General features: G+C 62.0%; 23 protein-coding genes and 1 pseudogene. 7 read left to right on the forward strand and 17 right to left on the reverse strand.

What is annotated here, in order from left to right:
- Positions 1-229: 229 nt before the first annotated feature.
- The 3 genes from mgtE to ispF all read right to left on the reverse strand — a co-directional run bounded on the left by mgtE (position 230) and on the right by ispF (position 2,937).
- Positions 230-1,594 (reverse strand): magnesium transporter, encoded by a 1,365-nt coding sequence (gene mgtE / locus MTAI_RS04055; RefSeq protein ID WP_027887088.1) that lies wholly within the window; start codon positions 1,592-1,594, stop codon positions 230-232.
- Positions 1,595-1,837: 243 nt separating this feature from the next.
- Positions 1,838-2,455 (reverse strand): trimeric intracellular cation channel family protein, encoded by a 618-nt coding sequence (locus tag MTAI_RS04060; protein WP_081698356.1) that lies wholly within the window; start codon positions 2,453-2,455, stop codon positions 1,838-1,840.
- Between the two features lie 8 nt (positions 2,456-2,463).
- Entirely contained in the window at positions 2,464-2,937 is a 474-nt protein-coding gene (gene ispF / locus MTAI_RS04065; RefSeq protein WP_027887090.1) for a 2-C-methyl-D-erythritol 2,4-cyclodiphosphate synthase, read from the reverse strand.
- 157 nt (positions 2,938-3,094) lie between these two features.
- Here ispF and MTAI_RS04070 point away from each other — a divergent pair, with 157 nt between their 5' ends.
- From MTAI_RS04070 to MTAI_RS04080, 3 genes are all read left to right on the forward strand, one after another.
- The gene (locus tag MTAI_RS04070) at positions 3,095-4,267 is read left to right on the forward strand and encodes a thiolase family protein (protein ID WP_027887091.1); all 1,173 of its coding nucleotides are present in this window, start codon (positions 3,095-3,097) and stop codon (positions 4,265-4,267) included.
- Between the two features lie 74 nt (positions 4,268-4,341).
- Positions 4,342-5,190, forward strand: coding sequence for an SDR family oxidoreductase (locus tag MTAI_RS04075; protein ID WP_027887092.1), 849 nt, complete (start codon positions 4,342-4,344; stop codon positions 5,188-5,190).
- A 36-nt stretch (positions 5,191-5,226) separates the two neighbouring features.
- Positions 5,227-5,541, forward strand: a complete 315-nt coding sequence (locus MTAI_RS04080) for an FUN14 domain-containing protein (protein ID WP_027887093.1) — start codon at positions 5,227-5,229, stop codon at positions 5,539-5,541.
- On the opposite strand, the gene MTAI_RS04085 is transcribed toward MTAI_RS04080, so the two are convergent.
- The 10 genes and pseudogenes from MTAI_RS04085 to MTAI_RS04130 form a co-directional block, all read right to left on the reverse strand.
- Positions 5,538-6,389, reverse strand: coding sequence for a hydroxymethylglutaryl-CoA lyase (locus MTAI_RS04085; RefSeq protein ID WP_027887094.1), 852 nt, complete (start codon positions 6,387-6,389; stop codon positions 5,538-5,540). The two genes, MTAI_RS04080 and MTAI_RS04085, sit on opposite strands and share 4 nt — an antisense overlap.
- On the reverse strand, positions 6,386-6,736 hold the full coding sequence (locus tag MTAI_RS04090) for a DUF5615 family PIN-like protein (protein ID WP_027887095.1): 351 nt from the start codon (positions 6,734-6,736) through the stop codon (positions 6,386-6,388). The genes MTAI_RS04085 and MTAI_RS04090 overlap by 4 nt, the downstream gene beginning before the upstream one ends.
- A complete protein-coding gene (locus MTAI_RS04095) occupies positions 6,736-6,990 on the reverse strand; it encodes a DUF433 domain-containing protein (protein WP_027887096.1) in 255 nt (84 codons plus the stop codon). The genes MTAI_RS04090 and MTAI_RS04095 overlap by 1 nt, the downstream gene beginning before the upstream one ends.
- A 476-nt stretch (positions 6,991-7,466) precedes the next feature.
- Positions 7,467-8,009 carry a LemA family protein gene (locus MTAI_RS04100; protein ID WP_027887097.1) on the reverse strand — a complete coding sequence of 181 codons (543 nt, stop codon included), beginning with the start codon at positions 8,007-8,009 and terminating at the stop codon, positions 7,467-7,469.
- 23 nt (positions 8,010-8,032) lie between these two features.
- Complete coding sequence (locus MTAI_RS04105) at positions 8,033-8,227, reverse strand: hypothetical protein (RefSeq protein ID WP_245453132.1); 195 nt, start codon at positions 8,225-8,227, stop codon at positions 8,033-8,035.
- A 28-nt stretch (positions 8,228-8,255) separates the two neighbouring features.
- A complete protein-coding gene (locus MTAI_RS04110; RefSeq protein WP_187388538.1) occupies positions 8,256-9,251 on the reverse strand; it encodes an IS701 family transposase in 996 nt (331 codons plus the stop codon).
- Positions 9,252-9,401: 150 nt separating this feature from the next.
- Positions 9,402-11,021: pseudogene (locus MTAI_RS04115) on the reverse strand (DUF2207 family protein); the annotation flags it as partial.
- Between the two features lie 51 nt (positions 11,022-11,072).
- On the reverse strand, positions 11,073-11,633 hold the full coding sequence (locus MTAI_RS04120) for an HD domain-containing protein (RefSeq protein ID WP_027887099.1): 561 nt from the start codon (positions 11,631-11,633) through the stop codon (positions 11,073-11,075).
- 209 nt (positions 11,634-11,842) lie between these two features.
- Complete coding sequence (locus MTAI_RS04125; protein ID WP_027887100.1) at positions 11,843-12,646, reverse strand: SDR family NAD(P)-dependent oxidoreductase; 804 nt, start codon at positions 12,644-12,646, stop codon at positions 11,843-11,845.
- 349 nt (positions 12,647-12,995) lie between these two features.
- Positions 12,996-13,622, reverse strand: a complete 627-nt coding sequence (locus MTAI_RS04130; protein WP_027887101.1) for a metallophosphoesterase — start codon at positions 13,620-13,622, stop codon at positions 12,996-12,998.
- Positions 13,623-13,878: 256 nt separating this feature from the next.
- On the opposite strand from MTAI_RS04130, the gene MTAI_RS04135 reads away from it, so the two are divergent.
- The gene (locus tag MTAI_RS04135) at positions 13,879-14,850 is read left to right on the forward strand and encodes a type I phosphomannose isomerase catalytic subunit (protein WP_027887102.1); all 972 of its coding nucleotides are present in this window, start codon (positions 13,879-13,881) and stop codon (positions 14,848-14,850) included.
- 43 nt (positions 14,851-14,893) lie between these two features.
- Entirely contained in the window at positions 14,894-15,460 is a 567-nt protein-coding gene (locus MTAI_RS04140; RefSeq protein ID WP_027887103.1) for a thioredoxin family protein, read from the forward strand.
- 48 nt (positions 15,461-15,508) lie between these two features.
- Here MTAI_RS04140 and MTAI_RS04145 read toward each other — a convergent pair whose 3' ends face one another.
- Together MTAI_RS04145 and MTAI_RS04150 are read right to left on the reverse strand one after the other, a co-directional pair.
- Positions 15,509-15,703, reverse strand: coding sequence for a hypothetical protein (locus MTAI_RS04145; RefSeq protein WP_027887104.1), 195 nt, complete (start codon positions 15,701-15,703; stop codon positions 15,509-15,511).
- A 221-nt stretch (positions 15,704-15,924) separates the two neighbouring features.
- Complete coding sequence (locus MTAI_RS04150; protein WP_027887105.1) at positions 15,925-16,422, reverse strand: redoxin domain-containing protein; 498 nt, start codon at positions 16,420-16,422, stop codon at positions 15,925-15,927.
- Between the two features lie 134 nt (positions 16,423-16,556).
- Between MTAI_RS04150 and ispG the strand changes: the two genes are divergently transcribed.
- Complete coding sequence (gene ispG / locus MTAI_RS04155) at positions 16,557-17,780, forward strand: flavodoxin-dependent (E)-4-hydroxy-3-methylbut-2-enyl-diphosphate synthase (protein WP_027887106.1); 1,224 nt, start codon at positions 16,557-16,559, stop codon at positions 17,778-17,780.
- Positions 17,781-17,785: 5 nt separating this feature from the next.
- Here ispG and MTAI_RS04160 read toward each other — a convergent pair whose 3' ends face one another.
- Complete coding sequence (locus tag MTAI_RS04160; RefSeq protein WP_027887107.1) at positions 17,786-18,745, reverse strand: DUF1517 domain-containing protein; 960 nt, start codon at positions 18,743-18,745, stop codon at positions 17,786-17,788.
- A 151-nt stretch (positions 18,746-18,896) separates the two neighbouring features.
- Here MTAI_RS04160 and lon point away from each other — a divergent pair, with 151 nt between their 5' ends.
- The gene (lon, locus tag MTAI_RS04165; protein ID WP_027887108.1) at positions 18,897-21,344 is read left to right on the forward strand and encodes an endopeptidase La; all 2,448 of its coding nucleotides are present in this window, start codon (positions 18,897-18,899) and stop codon (positions 21,342-21,344) included.
- 198 nt (positions 21,345-21,542) lie between these two features.
- On the opposite strand, the gene MTAI_RS04170 is transcribed toward lon, so the two are convergent.
- Complete coding sequence (locus MTAI_RS04170) at positions 21,543-22,310, reverse strand: sulfite exporter TauE/SafE family protein (protein WP_027887109.1); 768 nt, start codon at positions 22,308-22,310, stop codon at positions 21,543-21,545.
- Between the last annotated feature and the right edge of the window lie 19 nt (positions 22,311-22,329).

The raw sequence follows: 22,329 nt of genomic DNA on the forward strand, positions 1-22,329 counted from the left end.
GGCCGTGCACCCCCAAAGCTAGCAAGCTATAGAATATAAATCAAGTATCTTTGTCGGTTTTTGGTTGTTTTAACCAGGGCTTCCGCCGGGCCTCGAGGGTTCCATGTTGTGTGGGTCGAAAGTTCCTTGAATCGTAATCCATGCTGAGCAAACCCAACCCCTAGGGGCTTTTCCGACTTGGGGCCTTGGCAAGAGCACCTGGGGGGCCAGCGTGTGGCTACATTTGTTATTACAGGTTCAATAGCCAGCGGGCTACGCTCAGGTACACCACCAGACCGGTAACGTCGGTGACGGTAGCGATCAGGGGGTTGGAAATTAGGGCCGGGTCGAGCTTCAGCCGGCGTAGCAGCAGGGGCAGCATGGCCCCTACCACGTTGGCCAGCAGCACCACCAGGCCCAGCGAGAGGCCCACCACCCACAGCAGCTGTACCTGTCCATCGATCAGAACCTTGATGCTGAGCAGGCAGGCCAGGGTCAGGCCCAGGAGCATACCCACCCCCAGTTCTTTGCGCATGATGCGAAGCCAGTCGCCCAGGGCCACATCGCGGGTGGCCAGTGCCCGCACGATCAGGGTGCTGGACTGGTTGCCGGTGTTGCCCCCGGTGCCCACAAGCACCGGTACGTAAAAAGCCAGGGCGGTGACGGCCTCGAGCACCGACTCAAAGCCCTGCAGAATGGTGCTGGTAATGCTGCCGGTGATGATCAAAATAATCAACCAGCGCACCCGGGCGCTCCACAGCTTTAAAACGCTCGACTTGCTGTACACCAGCTCGGGCGACTCCACCGCACCCAGCCGGTAGATATCCTCGGTGGCCTCCTCCTCGATCACATCAATCACGTCGTCGATGGTGACAATCCCGACCAGTTTTTTATCTTCGTCCACCACCGGCAGCACCGTGAAGTTGTAGTCGGCCATCAGCCGGGCCACTTCCTCCTGGTCGGTGTCGTCGCGCACGTAAATCACGTCGGGGTTCATGATCTCCGCAACGCGGGTCTTGGGGTCGGCCACAATCAGATCGCGTAAAGTGAGCACCCCTTGCAGGTGCCCCTCGGCGTCCACCACGTAAATCACGTAAATTTGCTCCGCGTCGGGGGCCTCGCGCCGCAAGAAGCGGAATACCTCTTCCACCCGCATGGAGTCCCGCACCGCGATGTACTCCGAGGTCATGATGCCGCCGGCCTCGTCCTCGTCGTACTCGGCCAGTTCTTCTACTTCGGCCCGGGTCTCGGGGTCGAGCTGGCGTAAAAGGGCCTCGGCGGCCTCGGGGCTGTTTTCCTCCTCAACCGCGTTGATGGCGTCGGCCAGGTCGTCCAGCGACAGCTCCTCCAGCAGCTCCTTAACCCGCCAGGGGGGCAGGGCCTCGAGCAGCTCGGCCTGCTCAGCCTCCTCGAGGTGGCTGAAGACCTCCGCTGCCTCGGCCGGGGAGAGCAGGGTCAGGATGGGCAGACGGTGTTCGGGGGCAAACTCCGACCAGTGCTCCAGAATTTGCGCTGGGTATAGCTCCTCCAGGGCTGCCTTGACCTTGAAAGCATCGCTCTCGCGCAGAGCGTTCTTGAGGGCCTCGAGCCCAAGCAAGGTTTCAGCATCGTACATATGCGGCCTCCTTCGGTTTTCGGCCAGAGCCGAATCTTGGAAGGAAGCTCCGCAGGGTACACGGTTTGTCGAGGATTACTCGGTGTGGGAGCACACCGGGTAAAATCTTCGACTAGAACTGTGATCTTCCACGGTGCCTCCTATGCGCTTGCCACCTGCAGGTAAACCCGAGCGTTTCCTGCTTGGCAAACCTAAAGTAGCCTAGCACCCCAGGGCAGCTAAAGCAAGCAAATAAGACCTTGCTCACGGGGTAGGAAGACGCAGGCCGAGCCAGCGGCTCGAGAGCCGCAACCCAATGGTGACCAGGGCCCCCAGGATCACCGCCAGGGCCGCGTAGGAGGGCAAGAAGGTGTAGATCAAAAACACCACCGCAGCCCCCCCGCTGGCCGCCGAGGCGTACAGGTCGCGGTTGCGATAGAAGATGCCGGGAATCTCCCCAGCCAGCACATCGCGCAGAACCCCACCCCCCACCCCTGAGACCGTGCCCACGAACACACAGCCCCAAAACCCGAGCCCAAATGCCAAAGCCCGCTCGGCCCCCAGCGCGGCAAACAACCCCAAGCCGATGGTGTCGAGGTAGTAGATGGGGCGCTCGAGCCGGCCCAGCCGCTGGTTGAAGCGCCATACCGCCAGGGCCACCACAAACACCAGCCACAGCACCGCCTCATTGCGAAGCGAGCCGGCGGGCAGGGAGCCCACCAGCACATCCCGGATGGCACCCCCGCCAATGGCGGTAACCCCGGTCAGCACGATAATGCCCACCAGATCGAAGCGTTTTTGTACGGCCACCAGTGCGCCCGAGACCCCAAAAGCCAGGAGACCGGCCCAGGAAAGAACATCGAGCAACTGCCCGTGCTGCATAAAGAAGGCTAGCTTTTATCGGGGAGGGGCTCGAGGTAAACCACCACCCGGCACTGGACGTGGTTGGGGGCCAGCCCCTCGGAGGTTTTGAAGGTGAGGCCCACCCGCTTTTCGGGCAGGCCGGTCAGCAGGGCCAGGTGCTGCTGGATGTCTGTGCGGTGCGGCCCCAGCTTGGGCCGGTCGAGCGTCACCACCGCCGAAAGCTGGCTGAGCCGGTAGCCGCTCTCGCGCACCTTTTGCAAGACCACCTCGAGGATCACCCGGCTTTCCAGGCCCTTCCACTTGGGGTCGTGGTCGGGGAAATAACTGCCGATATCACCCAGCGCAAAGGCCGATAGCAGGGCATCGGAAAGGGCATGCAGCAGAACATCCCCGTCGGAATGCGCTATGGCACCCCGGTCGCTCTCGATGCGAACACCCCCCAGCCATAGCTCGCGCCCCTCACCCAAGCGGTGCGCGTCTTCACCATAACCCACGAGCAGTTGTGACCAAGTAGAAGGCTTCTCTGCCACGCAGATATCCTAACGCGTTTGAGGGCAGGGAGCCATTCGCGTAGAACCCAACGTTTGGCTGGGCAGACTTGAAGCCAGAAGCGCTTTGCCATAAACTTTGACTCAGTATAACTTTTAAGGAGCAGCCATGAAGGAAGCGGTTATCGTCAGTGCGGTTCGCAGCGCCGTTGCGCGCGGCAAAAGCGATGGTTCTTTGGCCAGCGTACACCCCATCGACCTCTCGGCCGAAGTGATGAAGGCAGCAGTGACCAGGGTTGGTGTAGACCCGGCCCTCATCGAAGACATTCAGTGGGGGTGTGCGATGCCCGAGGCCAGCCAGGGCCTGAACGTGGCCCGGCTTTCCATGCTGCGGGCCGGCTTCCCCGTAGAGGTTTCGGCTGCAACCATCAACCGGTTCTGTTCCTCGGGCCTGCAAAGCGTGGCCTATGCAGCCCAGGCCATCATCTCGGGTATGAACGAGGTGGTGCTGGCTGGGGGCGTGGAGATGATGAGCCAGGTGCCGATGTCGGGGTATCATACCCAGCTCCACCCCGAACTGACCGAGGCTTACATCGGCATGGGTTTCACCGCCGAGCGGGTGGCCGAGCGCTGGGGCATTAGCCGCGCCGACCAGGACGCCTGGGCCCTGCGGAGCCACCAGAAAGCCCTGGAGGCCCAGGCCCGGGGTGCTTTCGATGAGCAAATTGTGCCCATACCGGTCAAAAAGGTGCACTGGAGAGGAAGCAAAAAGCAGGTGGAGGAAGTGCTGTTCGCCAAAGACGAGCTTCCCCGTGCCGATACCAGCCTCGAGCGCCTCGCCAAGCTCAAACCCGCCTTCAAAGAAGGGGGTACTGTGACCGCCGGTAATGCCTCCCCCTACTCCGATGGGGCCGCGGCTGTGCTGTTGATGAGCGCGGACAAAGCCAAGGAGCTGGGCCTGAAGCCGCTGGCCCGGTTTATCTCTTTCGCTACAGGCGGGGTAGATCCGGACATCATGGGCGTAGGCCCCATCAAGGCCGTGCCCAAAGCCCTGGCGAAAGCCGGCATTGCCCTCGATGACCTTAAGCTCATCGAGTTCAACGAAGCTTTCGCAGCCCAGGTGCTTGCGGTGATGCGGGAGCTGCAGATGGATCCCGAAAAGGTCAACGTCAACGGTGGGGCCATCGCTTTAGGGCACCCCCTGGGCGCTACTGGGGCCAAGCTCACCACCCAGCTCATCCACGAGCTGGGCAAGCGCGGGGGCGGGCTGGGCATGGTGACCATGTGTATTGGCGGTGGGATGGGGGCGGCCGGGGTGTTTGAAGTGTACCCACAGGCCTGAGAGCGGCCTGCGCGGGCCCTATCCCAACAATTGGGCCGATGAGCGGATTCTTTTCGTGAACCGATGGGGTGTGTATGTTTGAACCTGGGCTTCTAAAGGATAAGGTGGTGCTGGTTACAGGGGGCGGTACGGGCCTTGGCCGCTCGATGAGTACGCGTTTTCTAGAGCTGGGGGCTAAGGTAGCCATCACCAGCCGCCGGGCCGAGACCATTGCCCAGGCCGCCCAGGAGATGATGGAGCAAACCGGCGGGGAGGTTTTCGCTACACCGGTGGATGTGCGCGACCCCGAGGCGGTGCGGGCCATGATAGACGCGGTGGAGGCCCATTTTGGCCGGATCGATGTGCTGATCAACAACGCCGCAGGCAACTTTATATCGCCTACCGAGCGGCTGTCCTACCGGGCCTTCGATGCGGTTCTGAATATCGTGCTGCACGGTACGGTGTACTGCACCCTGGAGGTGGGTAAGCGCTGGATTGCCAGAGGACATAAAGGCACCATGCTCAACATCGCCACCACCTACGCCCAGACCGGCTCGGGGTATGTGGTGCCTTCGGCCACCGCCAAGGCCGGGGTGGTGGCCCTGACCAAATCGCTGGCCGCGGAGTGGGGCAAGTACGGCATCCGCCTCAACGCCATAGCCCCGGGGCCTTTCCCCACCGAGGGGGCCTGGACGCGCCTGATGCCCACCCCAGAGATTGCCCAGATGTTCGAGAAGAAGATTCCCCTGGGGCGGGTGGGCCAGCACATCGAGCTCGCCAACCTGGCTGCGTACTTAATCTCGGACTATGCCGGTTTTATCACCGGCGACGTTATTACCATTGACGGGGGCGAGACGGTCTGGAACGCCGGGGAGTTCAACGTGCTGGACGCGGTGACCAAGGAACAGTGGGACATGCTCGAGGCCATGCGTAAAAAAGGCTGACCCTTCTGTTCAGCCTGAGCGTGGCACAATAGAAACGTGGAACTGATACAACCGTACATCGGCCAGCTCACCTTTGGGGGGCTGGCAGGTTTTGCCGTAGGCTACGCCATCAAGACCGTGGGGCGCTGGGTGGCTATCATCCTGGGCCTGATCTTTGTGGTGGTGCAGGTGCTGGCCTCGATGGGTTACATCAACGTCGACTGGACGCGCATCCAGCGCGATGTGGAACCTCTGCTGCAACAGGAACAGATCAAGGGCGCCTGGGATGCCTTGGTGCAGGTGCTCACCACCAACCTGCCCTTCGGGGGGGCCTTTGTGGCAGGTTTGCTGCTGGGCCTGCGGCGGGGCTAGGCGTACTGGGTTCTGAGCGCAAGGGCCCGGCTGGAGAGTTCCCTTAAGCGATGCAGGTCAACCCCGGTGGCCCGGCCTTGCTGGGCCAGATAGGGCAAGACCTGCTCGGTGGCCAGGTTGCCCACCAACTCGTCGCCGGCAAAAGGACAGCCGCCAATCCCGCCCAGGGCCCCCTCGAGCCAGCCCACCCCAAACCCCAGGGCCACCCGCACCTTGTCCAGGGTGTGTTCCGGGCGGCTGTGCAGGTGCAGCCCCAGGCGCTCGTCCAGCGCCCCCACCCGAGCCACGGCCTGTAGGGTCTGGGCGATGGTCTGGGCCGAGGCCACCCCGTAGGTATCGGCCAGCACGATGCCGCTCAGTCCGGGTAGCGTTCGCATGCGCTGTACAAACTGCGCGGTCAGGCCGGGTGTCCAGGTATCGCCGTAGGGGTTGCCAAAGGCCATGGAGAGATAGACCACAAACCTGAGCCCCTGGGCCTCGGCCAAGAGCTGTTGCAGCACCGGCCAGGACTCCTCGATACCCAGGTTGAGGTTTTTGCGCTGGAAGGTCTCGCAGATGGAAAAAGGGTAGCCTACCGTGGTCAGGTGGGTGGCCTGCCGGGCCCGCTCGAGGCCCTTCAGGTTGCCGATAATTGCCAGGTACTCCCGCCCTTGCGGTGCGGGCAGGGCGGCCAGCACCGCCTCGGCATCGGCGTGCTGGGGCACCCATTTAGGTGAGACAAAGCTGGTGAGGTCGAGGCTCAAAAAACCGGCCTCGAGCAGCCCCAACAGATAGCGCACCTTTTCTTCGGTCGGGATGAACCGGGCAAAGCCCTGCCAGGAATCCCGTGGACACTCCACCCACCTCACAGTTCCTCACTATACCGGGCGATGCCCTCCGGCTGTACCACGTAGAGTTCGCCCCAGAGCGGAAAGCCCAGGCGAAACACATCGCGCAGGCTTTCCCGCATCACCTCGGGGTCGATCACCCCGGGGCGCAGCACGATGCGGGGAAAGCTCAGGGGAAAGCGCACGGGGTCGGAAAAGTCCAGGTCGAGCGTGACCAGCACGTAATTGTGGCGCTCGGCGTAGTCGTACAAGATCTGATCGGAGCGCCCCGTAAGGCCCACCTCCCGGGCTGTGACCACCTCGTGGCCCTCGCCGATCAACCACCACAAGACCCGCTGGGGGATGTTTTCGTCCAGCAGAATTCGCATTACTCTTCGTGCAGGGCGATCCACTCGTAGTTGGTCGAACGGGCCCCGTACAGCAAGGCCGCCTGGATATCCTGACGGGTAAGTTCCGGCCACTGCAACAGCACCTCTTCAATGGACATCTGCGCGGCCAGGGCTTCCAGCACCATGTGAACCGCGATGCGGGTTCCCCTGAGGCGGGGCCTGCCACGCAGAACGTCGGGGTTGGCGCTGATGCGGGAGAGGAGTTGGTTTCGAGCCTTTGCACCCAGCTTCATCCGATTGGGGTCTGGGGCGCTAGAACCCCTGGGCAAGTACCGACAGGGGATTGCCCCCAGGCCGCCCCCAGGCGGCCACACCCACTCACCTCCTTTGCGGTAAAACCTTTGATGGGAACGCTTTTTCCGTGTACCCTGACAGCCGCTGTAGGGGGTTCCTGGCACGACCTGAAGGGTCTGCTTCCAGCGCAGGCCTTGGGAGCAGATACATTCTCCAAAACCCAGGCGCCAGGGGTCTGGCCGCCGGGGGCTGTGCGCCCGACCTGTACAGAGCGGCCCGGATTCGGAGTCTGCATGGTCTTTCCTTGGGAAGCCCTAACGTGGCTGGGGTGGTTTACAGAGTGCCTCCCTCGAGGCGGGGTTTAATACCGGATTCAAAAAGATAATCTTCAAACAAAAAACATTCAGAGGCTATCTTTATTGAATCCTAGAGCGCGTTCCTTGGTCAGGTTGAGCCGAACTAACCAAATCCGGTATCAGAAACTCACACCGGGTACTTGCCGGGTGGCCTCGTCGACTTCGAAGAAGGGCTTGGGTTTCTTGCCCATGAGCTGGGCGACGAATACGCCGGGAATGGTGGTGACGGTGTTGTTGAAGTCCAGCACGGTGTCGTTGAAGAACTGGCGGGCGTAGGCGATCTTGTTTTCGGTTTCCTCGAGCTGCCCTTGCAACTCCCGGAAGTTGGCATCAGCCTTGAGCGCGGGGTAGGCTTCGGCAATGGCAAATACGCTACGCAGGGCCTGGGTAAGTTGATTGGAGGCTGCCGATTTTTCCTCGATGCTTCCAGCCGATAGCATCCGCTCGCGGGCCTGGGTGACCCGATCGAAGACCCCGGTCTCGTGGGCGGCGTACCCCTTGACTGTATTGACCAGGTTTGGAATCAGGTCGTTGCGCCGTTTGAGCTGCACATCTACTTGCGAGAGTGCATTGTTCACCCGATTTTCCAGGGTGATGATGCGGTTGTAGTAGAAGACGAATAAAGCCGCCACCAGCAGAACCAGGATCAACAGGATTTCCATACCTTATTCCTCCCCAGGCTTCATTATCGAGCCCCGCTCGAACCACCACCACCAGAAGAACCGCCCCCCGAGCTGCCCCCAAAGCCTCCACCGGAGCCGCCTGAGGAGGGCCTGAGGGCCCGCTCGAGGCCCTCGAGGTTGCGGGCGATCTGCTCGAGGCCCCCCGTCATCCGGCTGATCTGCTGTAGCACCTCGCTCGAGGCCATCGCCGTGTTCACTTGGCCCAGGTTCGACCCTGGATAGGACTTACGCAGTTGGGTGAAGGATGTGTATGGGATTGGCCAGGTAACTTCGTATCGCCTCGCGGATAATACTTGCCTTGGACTCATACCAACTCACCCCCGTTCGCAAGCGGTACACCTCCAGCCTCAGAAAAGCACGTAGGGACAGAAGAAGGTGGCCCAGGATAGAGGCCCTCTTTCTCACCTGGGCCCGCTCCACCCCGCAACACCCCTTGAGCCCCCGGTGGTAGACCTCGATACCCCAGCCTGCCCGCTCCAACTCCCCCCGCCGACCTTCAGTCATCCCCAGGTCGTTGGTCGCCCAGTGCTCCGCGTCCCCGTCTTTCGAAACCGTCCGGAACACCCTGACCAGACCAAAACCCCTCAGGTGCACCACCCGCCCCTCCGGCGGTATCTCCACCTCGCTCACCGGCCGAAGCCCCTCCCTATCCGGGTTCACCTGCCGGTTCCCCTTCAGCCGCGTGAGGAAGCGCCAGCCCAGGCGAGCAATCTCCTTCAGGTTCTCCAGCGAAGCGTACCAGCTATCCATTAGCACGTACGCTGGAGCAAACCCCCGTCCCTTGGCTACCCGCAGCATCTCCATAAAGTGCTCGTTCTTGGTCTTCCCTTCCCAGGGCTTGTCATAAATCCTGAAGTCGCAGGGGATGAGGGCCTGGCCCTCCGTCCACAGCAGGGTCATGAGGGCGATCCCCTTGACCACCCGCTGGTGCTTGCCGCTCCAGTGGTAGGTCACCAGCTCCATCCGCTGGGCATAGGGTTTATCCAGGGTGGTGTCGTCCAGGATCAGAAGCCCCCGGGTGGGCTCCACCACGGCCCTGGCCTCCTGCCACAGCGCCTCCGTGTCGGGAGGCTGTCGCTGGAGCAGGCGGGTGAAGGCGTCGTGGGCGGGAGCGCTGGGTTCCTCGGGTTGGCAGCGGGCGGCTTCGGTACAGGTGAAGACCTTCTGGGCGGCGATGAGGAAGTGGATATAGTCCAGGTCGGTGCACTTTGGGGGGTTCATAGCAGCTAACTCCTCTTGGCCTGTTTGCTTTGCAGAAAAGGGTAGCCGAGTAGAGGGGTGAGAGGCAACTGCGTAACTCCTACCTGGAATCCAGCGCGGCAGGGCTACCATCTCGGGTCGTTGCTGGGCTACCTGGCGCAGGTTGCGCAGGTAGCGCTCGGCCACGCCCAGGGCCGCGGCGTACACGAAGTGATAATCCCAGATCTTGAAGTGCTCGGCAGGGGCTCTTTCCATCTGGGAGAAGTCGGCGAGGAAGTTGCGGTAGGCCTGCCAGCGTTTGGCGTTCAGCAGCTTGTCCGGCATCCAGCGGGCCAGGGATCCAAAGGCCAGAAAGCCCAGCGCCAGAAGGCCCAGCCCCCCCAGCACGCCGTTTAGCATCAGCACCCCAACCCACAAGGCCCCGTTCCAGGCTTCCAGCAGGTGAGGCCCGGTGATAAGGGCGAGGAGGAAGCATAAAAAGCCCAGCCCCACCAACCAGCCCCCCCATTGAGCTGCGACCTTGCCGCTCCTGGGATCGAGCAGCGGGCCGTAGATGGCCTCGTAAACGGCCCTGGGGCGGCGGCTCAGGCTGGCTAGGAGGCTGGGGCGCTGCCGGAAAAATAGCTTGAGTTCGCTGGGCTTAAGCACGCCGTCCGGGCCCGCGGCGGTTCTGAGCAGGTGCCAGACCTCGCTTTCCAGGGGGTTGGCCTGCTCCGGTGGGGAGACCAGCCGGAAGTGGGTCTCGCTGCCCCCGAACCAAGCAAACAAGCCTCGATTCTCGTGCTGGATAAGTTCCACCGAACCCCGCCGGGCCCAGTCCAGTAAGGTGGCAGCGATCATCCGGCCCAGCATGCGCTGGCCGGGGTCGGTCTGGGTCATCACGTAAGGCACCAGGCCGGGCGGAATTTCTTCGGGGGGTTCCCGGTAGTAACGGCCCACTTCCTCGGTGCGGGGTTCACGGCCAAAGCGCGCATAGGCCCGCAGAAACAGGCCAAAGAGTACAACCGGCAGCACCAGCGGCCCGACGGCCAGGGCCCAGGCCCAGGTGGGCGTCGGCCGGCCGTCGATCAGCTGTCGGGAGCGCTCCCTAAAGCTTTGGGTTTCCTCCTCGGTTTCTTGCAGCCATTGCTCGAGCCGGGGCGCGTTCAGGGTGCGAAAGTTAAAGGCCCCGGCCTCGAGGATGACCCGGGCCCGCACAAACTCGTTCTGGCTGACCGGGGCCAGTTGCACGGTGGCAACCTGCCGGGCCGGGTCGAACTCGAGCGTCCCTATGCGCCCTCTCCCGGTAAAGATAAACACCCGGAACAGCCCCGGCACGGGCTTGGGGGCGTGTAGTCGTAGTAGATAAGTGCCCACAGCGGCGTGTTCGGGCTCCAGCACCTGCCGGTCGAAGAGGGCCGCATCCGCGGCCACGGCGATCTCGTTGCTGAGGGTATAGCTGATTTGGAAGGTGCGGCTCTGGTTTTCGGCCAGCACCGGTAGATTGCCCGATCGGTCGGGGGGGCCTGCGGTCAGGCTGATGCGGTTGCCCTCCACAGCGTATTGGATGGGCGGGCCCCCGTCCAGCGCGCGGGCCTCCTCGAAGCGCACCTGCCCGCCTCGGCGGGGGTCGATTTCCAGGAAGACCTCCCGGAAGGTGCCCGAAAAGCGCCAGGTGCGCACGTCCACCACCCGCACCAGCCCACTGGGTAGGAAATACACATCCTGCTCGACCTGTTCGAGGCTGTAGCTCTTTCCCCAGGCCAGCGCCAGAAAAACCAGTGCCGCCAGGGTGTGGCGCAGGGGGTTCACCCCACCAGCCTACCTCGAGCCGGGTTGCTTGTAGGCGGTAGGTGCACCAGATTAGCCCAGTCCCAGCCGCGCAGCATCGGCTTTCATGGCCTCGAGCACAAAGGCCATGTGCTCGTCGAGGTCGACCCCCAGCTCCTGTGCGCCGCGCACGATGCCCTCCCGATCCACTTTAGCGGCAAAGGCTTTGTCTTTGAATTTCTTTTTGAGGCTGGGCAGCTCGAGGCTCTGGATGCGTTTGTCGGGCCGCACATACACCGCCGCCGTAATCAGGCCCACCAGCTCATCCACGGCAAAAAGCGCCTTGGACATCAGGGAGGTGCGGGGGTGCTGGGGGCTGTCCACGTGACCCAGGATGGCCTCGAGCACGTCCTCGGGGTAGCCCATCTCGCGCAGCATCTCCACCCCTTTGTAGGGGTGCTCCTCGGGGAACCGCTCGTAGTCAAAGTCGTGGAGAATGCCAGTAATGGCCCACTTTTCCTCGGGCTGCCCATATTTTCTGGCGTAGGCCCGCATGGCGGTCTCGACGGCCATCATGTGCTTTTGCAGGCTCTCCGAGGGGGTAAACCGCTTCATGAGGGCCAGGGCATCTTCGTACACCATGTAGATAGCCATATGCGCCCATTCTCGGGAGCTCTACTACCGGGGTCAAGGGTCTCATCCCAGGTTCGGTTAGTTCGGCGCCGGAAGACGGCGAACCAACCCGGCCGAAGTTATCCGCGTAGCAGAGCGCGATATCGCCCCTTGGAAGGGATACGCTTTCTTTGCCGAGCGTAGCGAGGGGTGGGCTCTAGGATTCAATTGGATCTTTGTTGAATCCGGTATCAAAGCCTTGTTCGGCGGGCGCCGCTGCTCCAGGCCAGGTGCTCAGCGATACGCGGGAACCAGTGGGCCAGCCGGTCAAAGGCGTATAGCTGCCACGGTACAAACATCACCCGGGCCTCGAGTTCGATGGCCCGCACAATGCCCAGGGCCGCTTGCCGGGCGGTGATGGATGGGATAAACCGTCCTATCCTGGGAATGCGCCCCTCGGTGTCGCTGTGGCGCACAAAATACTCGCTATCGCTGATTTTTCCGGGAAAGAAGGCGCATACCCGAAGCCTGCTGTGGTACAGGTCGGCCCGTAGGGCTTCGGTCAGGCCGTGCAGGGCCCAGCGGGCCGCCACATAGCCGGTTGCACCGGGCCAGACCAGTCGGCTGGCGGGCGAACACACCGAAAGAATAAAGCCCCGGTTGCGTTCCAGCATGGCGGGCAGAAAAACCCGGGTGAGGTAGGCGGCGCTGAAATAGGGGGTGTCCATCAAGCGCTGAAGGTCTTCCAGGGGGGTCTCATCTAAAAAGCGCCACTCCCCGGCCCCAGCGCTGTGCACCAGCACATCCGGCGGGCCCATCTGATCCAGCACCCACCCCCCCAGGCGGGCGGCTTCCTGTGGCCGGCTCAGGTCAGCGGCAAAGGCCCAGGCCTGCCCACCCTGGGCCCGGATTTGATCGGCAATCTCCGCTAAAACCTGTGCCCGGCGGGCCACCAGCACCACCCGGGCCCCTCGTGCAGCCAGCTCGAGGGCTGTGGCTTTACCTATTCCGCTGCTGGCTCCGCTGATTACACACAGGCTTCCTGCAATCTTCATCCGATTGGGGTCTGGGGCGCTAGAACCCCTGGGCAAGTCCCAGCCGGGGATTGCCCCCAGGCCGCCCCCAGGCGGCCACACCCACTCACCTCCTTTGCGGTAAAACCTTTGATGGGAACGCTTTTTCCATGTACCCTGACAGCCGCTGTAGGGGGTTCCTGGCACGACCTGAAGGGTCTGCTTCCAGCGCAGGCCTTGGGAGCAGATACATTCTCCAAAACCCAGGCGCCAGGGGCCTGGCCGCCGGGGGCTGTGCGCCCGACCTGTACAGAGCGGCCCGGATTCGGAGTCTGCATGGTCTTTCCTCGGAAAGCCCGCACCAGAGCACGCTGGCGCTGGGTTGGGCGGTTTACAGCTCTATCAGAGTGTACTCAAAGGCGTTGATTACCCGTACCCCTTCCGGGCTGATGTACTCGCGCCGGGGTTGGGCTTCGTAGAGATGGATGTGGCCGTGAACGTGTATCTTCGGGCGGTACAGACGGTGGAACAGGCCCAGCGCTGTGCTGCCGCGGTGAGCAAAGTCGGATCCGGCATGGGCACCAGGTGGGGGGGCATGGCTGAGCAGGATATCGACACCGTGGCCCGTACGCCAGCGGCGCTGTATGAGCCGCGGATACCAGCTCAGGAAACGGGCTTGGGCATCTATTTCGTTGTACTGCCCTATATCGCGGTCGTTGTAGCGTGGACACCCCCCCCAGCCCGCAATCCGAACCCCGGCCACATCCACAATGCGCCCGTGGGCCTTGATGGCGCCGCCTGGAGGGGTGAGGTTGCCGAGGTAATCCTGGACGTACTCCTCCTGGTGATTGCCGTGCACGTACACCACCGGCACCTGCACCTTGGTTGCCACAAACTCGATATAACTGCCGGGTAAATCCCCGGCCAGCAACACCAGATCGAAAGCCGGCAGGTTATGCGGAAAGCGCTCCTGGTAAATAAATGGATGAATCTGGTCGGAGAGCGCTAATATACGCATGGTGGGAAATCCCTATGGCTGTTGGGCCCATATCGGCCGTATATGACAGTTGCCGTATGGCTGGCGCTCCACCGGGGCCTTACGGTGCTTATCACAACCTGGTGGTTGGGCTTCAAACAGTCCCACAAGCAGTTCTAGATCAGGGACAACACCCCAACTGGGTATAGTCTAAGCGGCGCTGGCTCGAGTTTGTCAAATCGGCCGGGCCGGTCGCACCGTTTGGGTTGTGGGGCCTGGGGGCCTTAATATCGAGCCCATGAGACCGACCCTTTCGGTGGTGAACCTCGAGGCCCGCCCGGTGCCACGGGTCTGGGGTGGTACGCGCCTTGCGAAGCACCTGGGCTTGCAGGCCCAGGAACCCATCGGCGAACTCTGGCTTGCTTACGACCAAAATCGGATTCGTTCGGGGCCGCTGGCCGGCCGGACTTTGGCGGAAGCGCTGCCCGAGCTGGGGCTGGGTTTTATCGGCCGGGCTGCCTATAGCCGCTATGGCCTCGAGCTGCCCCTGCTGGTTAAGCTGCTCGACACCGCCGAGTGGCTCTCGGTGCAGGTGCACCCCGACGATGCATATGCTCACACGGTAGAAGCGGCCACCGGTTTTCACGGCAAAACCGAGGCCTGGTACATCCTCGAGGGTGAGGGCGAGATCGTCTACGGGCTGCGTGCGCCGATGGAGCGCGAAAGCCTGGCCCGGGCAGCCCAGGACGGCACCCTCTGGGACTGGCTGCAGCGCGAGTGGGTGGTACCGGGGCAGGTGATCCCGGTGCCTGCAGGAACCATTCATGCCCTGGGGCCGGGTTTGCTGCTTTATGAGGTGCAGCAGCGCTCCGATCTGACCTACCGCCTTTACGATCACGGGCGTCCCCGCGAACTGCATCTGGACAAAGGGCTGGATGTGGCCCGGCTCGAGCCCACCCCGCTGCCACGTCCGACCCCGCTGCCAGCACACCAGAAAGAGATCCTGTTGGCTGGTGAAGCTTTTGTGCTCGAGCGCTACCAGCTCCGTGGGCGGCGGGTTATACAGGCACCTGCAGACAGCTTCTTACTGCTCACCCTGGTGGCCGGGGAGGCTGAGTGGCTGGAAGGCCCGCTCGCTTGGGGCGATACCCTGCTGATTGGGGCGGGGGAGGGGCTCGAGCTGGGCGGACAGGCCTGGCTGCTGGGTGCTTTTGTGCCCTCCCCCGAGGCGCTGCAGGGGTACCCCGGCCCGCTGCAAATGCCTCGCTAGGCGCCTATTATTTCCTGGCCGGGAAGTCTGCTAGCATTAAGCCATGCTGCAGTACGATCAACTACCCCTGGGCGCCGATCTGATCGATGCGGAACTGCCCGATCTCTCGGGGCAGGCTGTGCGGCTCTCAGCCTTCAGTGAGCCGTTTCTGGTGGTCATCTTCATCTGCAACCACTGCCCTTACGTCAAGGGCTCCATCCAGGAAATCGTAGCCCTGGCCGATAAGTACCGGGGTAAGGTGGCTTTTGTGGGCATCAATGCCAACGACTACGAGCGCTATCCAGAGGATTCCCCCGAGGGGATGCGGGCCTTTGCTGCAGCCCACAACCTCAACTTCCCTTACCTGCTCGACGAGACCCAGGCCACCGCAAGGGCCTACAAAGCCCTGCGCACCCCCGAGGCGTTTGTGTTCGACCAGGGCCGCAAACTGCGCTACCACGGCCGGGTCAACGATGCGCCCAAGGATCCCACCGGGGTGCGGGAACATACCCTGGACAGGGTGCTGGCGGCCCTGACGCAGGGGCAGGAGCCCCCGATTGCCGAGGCCGATGCGATCGGCTGCACCATCAAGTGGAAGCCCGGCTACGAGCCCACGGTGCGTATTGGATAATGCCAGGCCTTGAACAACGACGGCGGGTTTGGCCCGCCGTGTGTGTACCTACTCGTGGGGCAGGTCGTAGGTTTCCAGCACCTCACCCCAGGCCTTGCTGAGGCGGAAGCCATCCCAGATGGCTTTGACCGAGCCCTTGGCTGGTGGGCGGCGGAGAATCAGGGAAGCGGGGCGGATCAGGCGGCCCGAACTCGGATACTGCCCCAGCGGGTTATTGTTGCTTGGCATCAGGGTGGTCTCCATAAGGTTCCCTCCTCAGGAGACCAGGATAGGGTGAATGGTGTTGTTTTTGTTGATCCGATTCCGACAACTTATACACACAATGCTAAATATACACACAAAATATCACACCACATCCAATGTACTTGCAGAATGCTTACACAAAAATCATCCTTGGTCGGTGTAATTCGATACATAACTACTCGAAACCCGGCTGGGGGCACCGCGCCACAGAACCGTGTTAGCTAAGAACGGGCTCTGCTGGATGCCCCGTTTTCAACCAAAGCTTTGACGGCCGCTGCCACCTCTGGGTAGGGGGGCTCCTGGGCTGGCACCTCGGCCACCCAGGCCCAGGTAATCTGGCCGGATGCATCCACTACATAGGCGGCCCGCTGGGCAAAACCGGGCAGGCCCCGCAGGCTGATCTCGAGGCCAAAGACCCGGGTGGCCTCCCGGTTGTAATCGGAGAGCAGCGGGAAGGCCAGCCCCAGCGACCGTGCGTAAGCGGCCAGGGTCCAGGGGGTATCCACGCTCAGGCCGTAGACCTCTGCCCCGAGCTGGTTGTACTCTGCCAAGCTGTCGCGCACCGTGCAGAGTTCCTTTTCGCACACGCGGGTGTGGGCGGCGGGGAAGAAGAGCAGTACCAAGGGTCTTCCTTTAGCAAGGGTTGGTAACGAAATGGGTTCAGCAGCGGTGTTGAACACGGTCACATCGGGCAGGTGATCGCCAACTTGTATTGCCATAGCACACCCAGGTTAACCCAAAATGGCCTGGGCGCGCCGCTGCCCTTGCCGGATGGATGTTGTGCACCTGAGCCAGCGTGGAACCCCCACCCCGTCCACTATCTACCTGACCAAAGGATATTAGACTCATGGGTATGACAGTGCGACGTCGCAAAACGCCAACGGTCTGGGTTGGCAAAGTACCCAAGGGGGGCGACCATCCGGTGGTGGTACAGTCGATGACCAACACCGACACCGCCGATGTCGAGGCCACAGTGGGGCAGGTCTGGGCCCTGGCCCGTGCCGGCTCCGAGGTCGTACGCATGACCGTTAACAACGATGAAGCTGCCAAGGCCGTACCGGAGATCAAGCGCCGCTTGGCCGACCTGGGGGTGGATGTGCCTCTGGTGGGTGATTTTCACTTCAACGGCCATATCTTGTTGCGCAAATACCCCGAGATGGCCCTGGCCCTGGACAAATACCGCATCAACCCTGGCACGGTAGGGAAGGGTAAACAGCAGGATCCCAACTTCCGCACCATGTGCGAAGTGGCTGTGGAGTTCGGTAAGCCGGTGCGGATTGGTGTGAACTGGGGTTCGCTGGATGCGGGGTTGCTCGACGAGATGATGGAGGCCAATGCGGCCCGCCCTGAGCCCAAGGATGCCCACCAGGTTACGCTCGAGACCATTGTGGAGTCGGCGGTGCGCAGCTACGAATGGGCCCTCAAATACGGTCTTGGCGAGGACAAAATCATCCTCTCGGCCAAGGTCTCCAACGCCCCAGACTTGTGGTGGGTCTACCGCGAGCTAGCCAAGCGCACCAATGCCCCGTTGCACCTAGGCCTCACCGAGGCCGGTATGGGGGTGAGCGGTATTGTCGCCAGCACTGCCGGCCTGGTGCCCCTGCTGGTTGAGGGCATTGGCGATACCATACGGGTCTCCATCACCCCAGCCCCGGGGGAGCCCCGCACCAAGGAGGTGGAGGTGGCCTTGGAAATCCTCCAGTCCATTGGGCTGCGGCAGTTTACCCCCAGCGTGGCTAGCTGCCCTGGCTGCGGCCGTACTACCAGCACCTTCTTCCAGGAGCTGGCCCTCCAGGTCTCAACGCGCCTTAACGCGCAGATGCCGATCTGGCGCACCCAGTACCCGGGTGTTGAGAACCTGAAGGTTGCGGTTATGGGATGTGTGGTCAACGGCCCCGGTGAGTCCAAGCACGCCGATATTGGTATCTCGCTGCCCGGCACGGGCGAGGCGCCGCGTGCCCCGGTCTACATCGATGGCCAGCTGGCCGCGACCCTCAAGGGTGATCGCATTGCTGAAGAGTTTATGGGAATGGTGGAGGAGTACATCCAAAAGCGCTTTGGCAAGCAGCCGGCTTAGCGCCCTTAGAGCAGCTCGAGCTTGGGCCAGCCCAGAAGCAGATCCTGTTCGGTTAGGGCTTCACCCTCGGCCTCGGGCGTCCAGGCCACATAAGCAGCCAGGGTGTTGATGGGGCTCGAGGTCGCCAGGGCCATGAGGGCCTGCCGTGCACCCTCGCGGCGCAAAGGGCTTGGTATGGGGGGCAGGCTACCGCTTACGGCCAGCAACAGGGTCACCAGGATATAACGGCCGTCGGGCTCAACGTTCGGCCGGTACCCTGGCTGCACCTCTTCCTTGCCTTCAAAGTGCCGGTAGGTCTCGATGAACTCAGCGCGGGTCTCGGTCATCCAGGCATCAAACTGCCCTTCGGCTTTTTCTAGGCTGCCTGTCCAGACTTCGTACATGCCAAAGCGCCAGCCATCTTGTGCACGCAGTAGAAGTACCGCGGTGTTGTCTATCAGATCGGCCAGCCCTCGAGGGCTTTCCGTCTCGGCTGTCTGGGCGGTGTGGCGCAGGCTGGCCTGTAGCTCAGGGGTATACAGAACTGCTAGCCGTAGCCGGGCTACGCTGCTTTCGACCTCTCCTTCCTTGTCGCGGCCCGCCTGTTGAAGGCCGCGCATCATTGAGATGCTAACCAGCACGATGCCGCCAATGAACAGCAACGCGATAAGGTCGGTGCCATAGCCAGCACCTGGGGCCACGTAAATGGGTGGACGGGCGCTGGGGTAAGGAGGGTAGTAGTCGCGTGGGTAGGTGGGGTAACTGGGGTAGCTGCGGGGGGTGGGTAGGGGCAGCGATGGGGATGGTGAGGGGTTGACCCGGGGAATGGAGGGACTGGGGCGTGGTGTGGAAAACCCCCCCCGGCCTCCCACGCCGCCGCCGCTGCGTTGTGCTAGGGCCGAATCCCAGCCAGGCTCGACTAAAATGCTGGGGCAGGCCACCACGGCCCAGAGCAACAGTAGAACCCCAATCCGGGTAAGCCTCATCTACTTCAGCATACGGTATTGTGGTGTGGGTTCTTATTGTTATTGATACAATCACTAAACTTGATAATAATAGACTCAGGGTGTTGACTCACACACCCGTCCACACAAAGCCTGCGCTGCCTGTACACTTGCGATAGATAGGGAGTTATTTATGGACAAAACCGAAAAAGGCAACATGCATCTTCCCGAGAGGCTCCCGGTCTGTCCGGTACGAGGCTCGGTGATTTATCCCAGCATGGTGATGCCCATCGATGCGGGGCGTCCCATCTCCATACGGGCTATTGAAGCGGCCCTGTCCCAGGAACGGGTTATCCTGATTGTTAGCCAGCGGGATAAAGAGATTGAGGAGCCTGGGGCCAGCGATCTTTACGATGTGGGCACGGCGTGCAACATTCTGAGAATGCGCAAAAATGCCGATGGCTCGGTGCAGATGCTGGTGCAGGCCTTCGCTCGAGTGCAGGTGCAGCAATACCACCCGGCCAGCGGGTATCTGGAAGCCAGCGTGGCCCGGTTGCCAGAGGTGGAAGGCAAGGCCACTGAGGTGACCGCGCTTTTCCGCGAGGTTAAGGAGCGCTTCGAGACCCTGCTACGGGAAGGTAAGTATGTATCGCCTGAGGTGGCCCAGTTTGTGCTCAACCTAGAAGATCCCTCGCAACTGGCCGACTACATCGCCTTCCACCTCGATTTCAAACTGGAGGTTAAGCAGCAAATTCTAGCGACCCCTTCAGTGGTGGATCGCCTTAAGCGCATTGCTGTTTTGCTGGATGCCGAGCTTGATCTGGTGGAGACCCAGCGCCGTATTCAGCAGCAGGTTAAAGAGGAAATTGACAAGAATCAGCGGGAGTTCTTCCTGCGTGAGCAGATGAAGGCCATCCAGCGCGAGCTTCACGGCGAAGAGGGCGAGATGGAGGTGGAGGAGTTCCGCCAGAAAATTGCTGCGCTGAACCTGCCTCCAAGCGTTTTGCCCGAGGTGGAGCGGGAGCTTTCGCGCTTTGCCCGCATGCACCCCGACTCCGCTGAGGCCAGCGTGGTGCGCACCTACCTGGACTGGATTATCAACCTGCCCTGGAATACCCGTACGGAAGACCAGATTGATCTTCAGGAGGCCAAGAAAATCCTGGATGAAGATCACTATGGCCTGGAAAAGGTCAAGGATCGGGTGCTGGAGTATCTGGCGGTGCGTAAACTGAAGCTCGAGCGCCAGAAAAAAGGCGAAATTCCCCCTGAGGAGGTCTCCAAAGGCCCCATCCTGCTCTTTGTGGGGCCGCCGGGGGTGGGCAAAACCTCCATTGCCAAGTCCATCGCCAAGAGCCTGGGCCGCAAATACCACCGCATCTCGCTGGGGGGCGCCCGCGACGAGTCGGACATTCGCGGCCACCGCCGCACCTACATTGGGGCCATGCCGGGCCGGATCATTCAGGGGATGCGCCAGGCTGGTAGCAAGAACCCCGTTATCCTGCTGGACGAGGTGGACAAGCTGGGGGTTTCCTACCAGGGCGACCCTGCGGCGGCTTTGCTCGAGCTATTGGATCCGGCGCAGAACAAAGAATTTACCGACCACTACCTGGGGGTTCCTTTCGATATGAGCGAGGTGCTGTTTATCTGCACCGCCAACTTCCCAGAGCATATCCCTGGGCCGCTGTTCGACCGCATGGAGCAGATCGAGTTCACCAGCTACATCGAACAGGAGAAGCTCGAGATCGCCAAGCGGTATCTGCTGCCCCGGCAGATGAGCGAGAACGGGCTCAAGGAAAACCAGGTGCATATCACCGAGGCAGCCCTGATGCGCCTGATTACCCACTACACCCGCGAGGCGGGGGTGCGCAACCTCGAGCGCGAGATCGGTACCTTGCTGCGCAAGGCGGCCCGCGCCATCTTGGAAGGCGGTAAGAAACGGGTGCGTATCGGCGAGGGCGATCTGGAAAAATACCTGGGGCCGGCCCGCTTCCAGCCCGAGTCCGAGGCCCGGGTGCCCCAGATTGGGGTGGCTACGGGAATGTTCTACACCCCGGTGGGGGGCGACATCATGTTTATCGAGGTCTCGGTGATGCCGGGCAAGGGCAACCTGATCCTGACCGGGCAGCTTGGGGAGGTGATGAAGGAATCGGCCCGGGCGGCGCTTTCTTACGCCAAGAAAAATGCGGCCCGCTTTGGTATACCCCTCGAGCGCTTCGATAACTCGGATGTACACGTTCACGTTCCAGCCGGGGCGGTGCCCAAAGAAGGCCCCTCGGCAGGCATTGCTATTACAGTGGCCTTGGTCTCGGCCCTGGCCGAGGTACCTGTTCGCAACGACGTAGCCATGACCGGCGAGATCACCCTTACCGGACGGGTGCTGCCCATTGGGGGTGTCAAGGAAAAAATTCTGGGTGCCCGGCGGGCTGGGATTCGTGAGGTGATCCTGCCTAAGCAAAACCAGCCCGATCTTTCAGATATCCCCGTCTACCTGCGGCAAAACCTGCGTTTTCACTTTGCCGAGTCGCTGGATGATGCGTTGAACTGGGCGTTGGTGGGAGGCTTGGGGGCCCTCCAGCAAAAAACAACCCTCCCCGTGAAGAAGAGCCGACGCAGTAAGGAACAGCCTGTAGCCAGGGCCTAGTCTAAAGAGCACAGCACAGCGGAACCCTGAATAGGGTGGGCGGTCTTGAGGGGATTGCCCACCCCATGTCCTGAGGGTGCTTCCCACGCATATCCAGTACAGCGTATTTTGCTGTACTGGGTAAATTGCCCGCCACCGTGGGGCAGGCAATTGCTGGGAAACGCGATGAGGGTGGGTTTCTGCTGCTAGAAAACCGGGCTAGACGGCCTTGGAGGCGGCTTTGGACTTGGCCCCCACGTAACGCAGGGCTGTCCAGATGAGCACCACCGAGAAGGTTAGCCTAAGCCAGAACTCGGGGAGCTGATTGGCGACCAGCCCCCCAGCAAAGGCCCCTGCCAGAATGCCCACCACCAGCCCCGGCACATGCTCCTGGGCTAGGTTGCCGTGGCGGTAGTGGGTGTACGACCCCACCAGGGCCGAGGGAATCATGGCCAGCAGTGAGGTGCCCTGGGCGGTGTGTTGCTCGAGGCCCACCAGCAAAACCATAATCGGCACTGTAATGGTGCCGCCGCCCACCCCCAGCAAGCCCGAGGCAAAGCCGGCGGCGGCCCCGGTAAGGATGAGCGGGATGATGCGCAGCCAGCCTTGCAGGGGCTCTTCCACATGCGGAATATAGGGCTTGAGGATCAGGCTCAGGGCTACCACCACCAGGTACCAGCCAAAAACCCGCTTGAGCTTCCATTCCGGCAAGCGATTGGCAAAGCGGGCCCCCCAGTTGGCCGTGAGCATGGCGCTGGGAAAGATCAGCAGGGCTGCCAGCCAGTCCACGGTACCATGGGTGGCGTAGGTCAGGGCCCCTACCAAGCCGGTAAAAACCACCATCACCAGGCTGGTTGCGACCGCTTTGTGTTGAGATAACTTGAGAAAGGCCGACATCAGCGGAACCGCCACAATGCCGCCCCCGAGACCCACCAGACCCCCGAACACCCCTGCCAGTAAGCCGATCCACAAACTAGAAAGATTCACGCCTTGTTATACCACGCCC

Source organism: Meiothermus taiwanensis WR-220 (genome assembly GCF_003568585.1).
In the GTDB taxonomy this organism is placed as follows: domain Bacteria; phylum Deinococcota; class Deinococci; order Deinococcales; family Thermaceae; genus Meiothermus; species Meiothermus taiwanensis.

Bases quoted from the DNA above. Each gene is read 5' to 3' on its own strand.
- MTAI_RS04120 (WP_027887099.1), bottom strand. From the start codon at position 11,633: ATGGCTATCTACATGGTGTACGAAGATGCCCTGGCCCTCATGAAGCGG.
- MTAI_RS04070 (WP_027887091.1), top strand. From the start codon at position 3,095: ATGAAGGAAGCGGTTATCGTCAGTGCGGTTCGCAGCGCCGTTGCGCGC.
- MTAI_RS04135 (WP_027887102.1), top strand. From the start codon at position 13,879: ATGAGACCGACCCTTTCGGTGGTGAACCTCGAGGCCCGCCCGGTGCCA.
- MTAI_RS04150 (WP_027887105.1), bottom strand. From the start codon at position 16,422: ATGGCAATACAAGTTGGCGATCACCTGCCCGATGTGACCGTGTTCAAC.
- MTAI_RS04145 (WP_027887104.1), bottom strand. From the start codon at position 15,703: ATGGAGACCACCCTGATGCCAAGCAACAATAACCCGCTGGGGCAGTAT.
- mgtE (WP_027887088.1), bottom strand. From the start codon at position 1,594: ATGTACGATGCTGAAACCTTGCTTGGGCTCGAGGCCCTCAAGAACGCT.
- MTAI_RS04140 (WP_027887103.1), top strand. From the start codon at position 14,894: ATGCTGCAGTACGATCAACTACCCCTGGGCGCCGATCTGATCGATGCG.
- MTAI_RS04130 (WP_027887101.1), bottom strand. From the start codon at position 13,622: ATGCGTATATTAGCGCTCTCCGACCAGATTCATCCATTTATTTACCAG.
- ispG (WP_027887106.1), top strand. From the start codon at position 16,557: ATGACAGTGCGACGTCGCAAAACGCCAACGGTCTGGGTTGGCAAAGTA.
- MTAI_RS04160 (WP_027887107.1), bottom strand. From the start codon at position 18,745: ATGAGGCTTACCCGGATTGGGGTTCTACTGTTGCTCTGGGCCGTGGTG.
- MTAI_RS04090 (WP_027887095.1), bottom strand. From the start codon at position 6,736: ATGCGAATTCTGCTGGACGAAAACATCCCCCAGCGGGTCTTGTGGTGG.
- MTAI_RS04110 (WP_187388538.1), bottom strand. From the start codon at position 9,251: ATGAACCCCCCAAAGTGCACCGACCTGGACTATATCCACTTCCTCATC.
- lon (WP_027887108.1), top strand. From the start codon at position 18,897: ATGGACAAAACCGAAAAAGGCAACATGCATCTTCCCGAGAGGCTCCCG.
- MTAI_RS04095 (WP_027887096.1), bottom strand. From the start codon at position 6,990: ATGAAGCTGGGTGCAAAGGCTCGAAACCAACTCCTCTCCCGCATCAGC.
- MTAI_RS04100 (WP_027887097.1), bottom strand. From the start codon at position 8,009: ATGGAAATCCTGTTGATCCTGGTTCTGCTGGTGGCGGCTTTATTCGTC.
- MTAI_RS04060 (WP_081698356.1), bottom strand. From the start codon at position 2,455: ATGCAGCACGGGCAGTTGCTCGATGTTCTTTCCTGGGCCGGTCTCCTG.
- MTAI_RS04125 (WP_027887100.1), bottom strand. From the start codon at position 12,646: ATGAAGATTGCAGGAAGCCTGTGTGTAATCAGCGGAGCCAGCAGCGGA.
- MTAI_RS04075 (WP_027887092.1), top strand. From the start codon at position 4,342: ATGTTTGAACCTGGGCTTCTAAAGGATAAGGTGGTGCTGGTTACAGGG.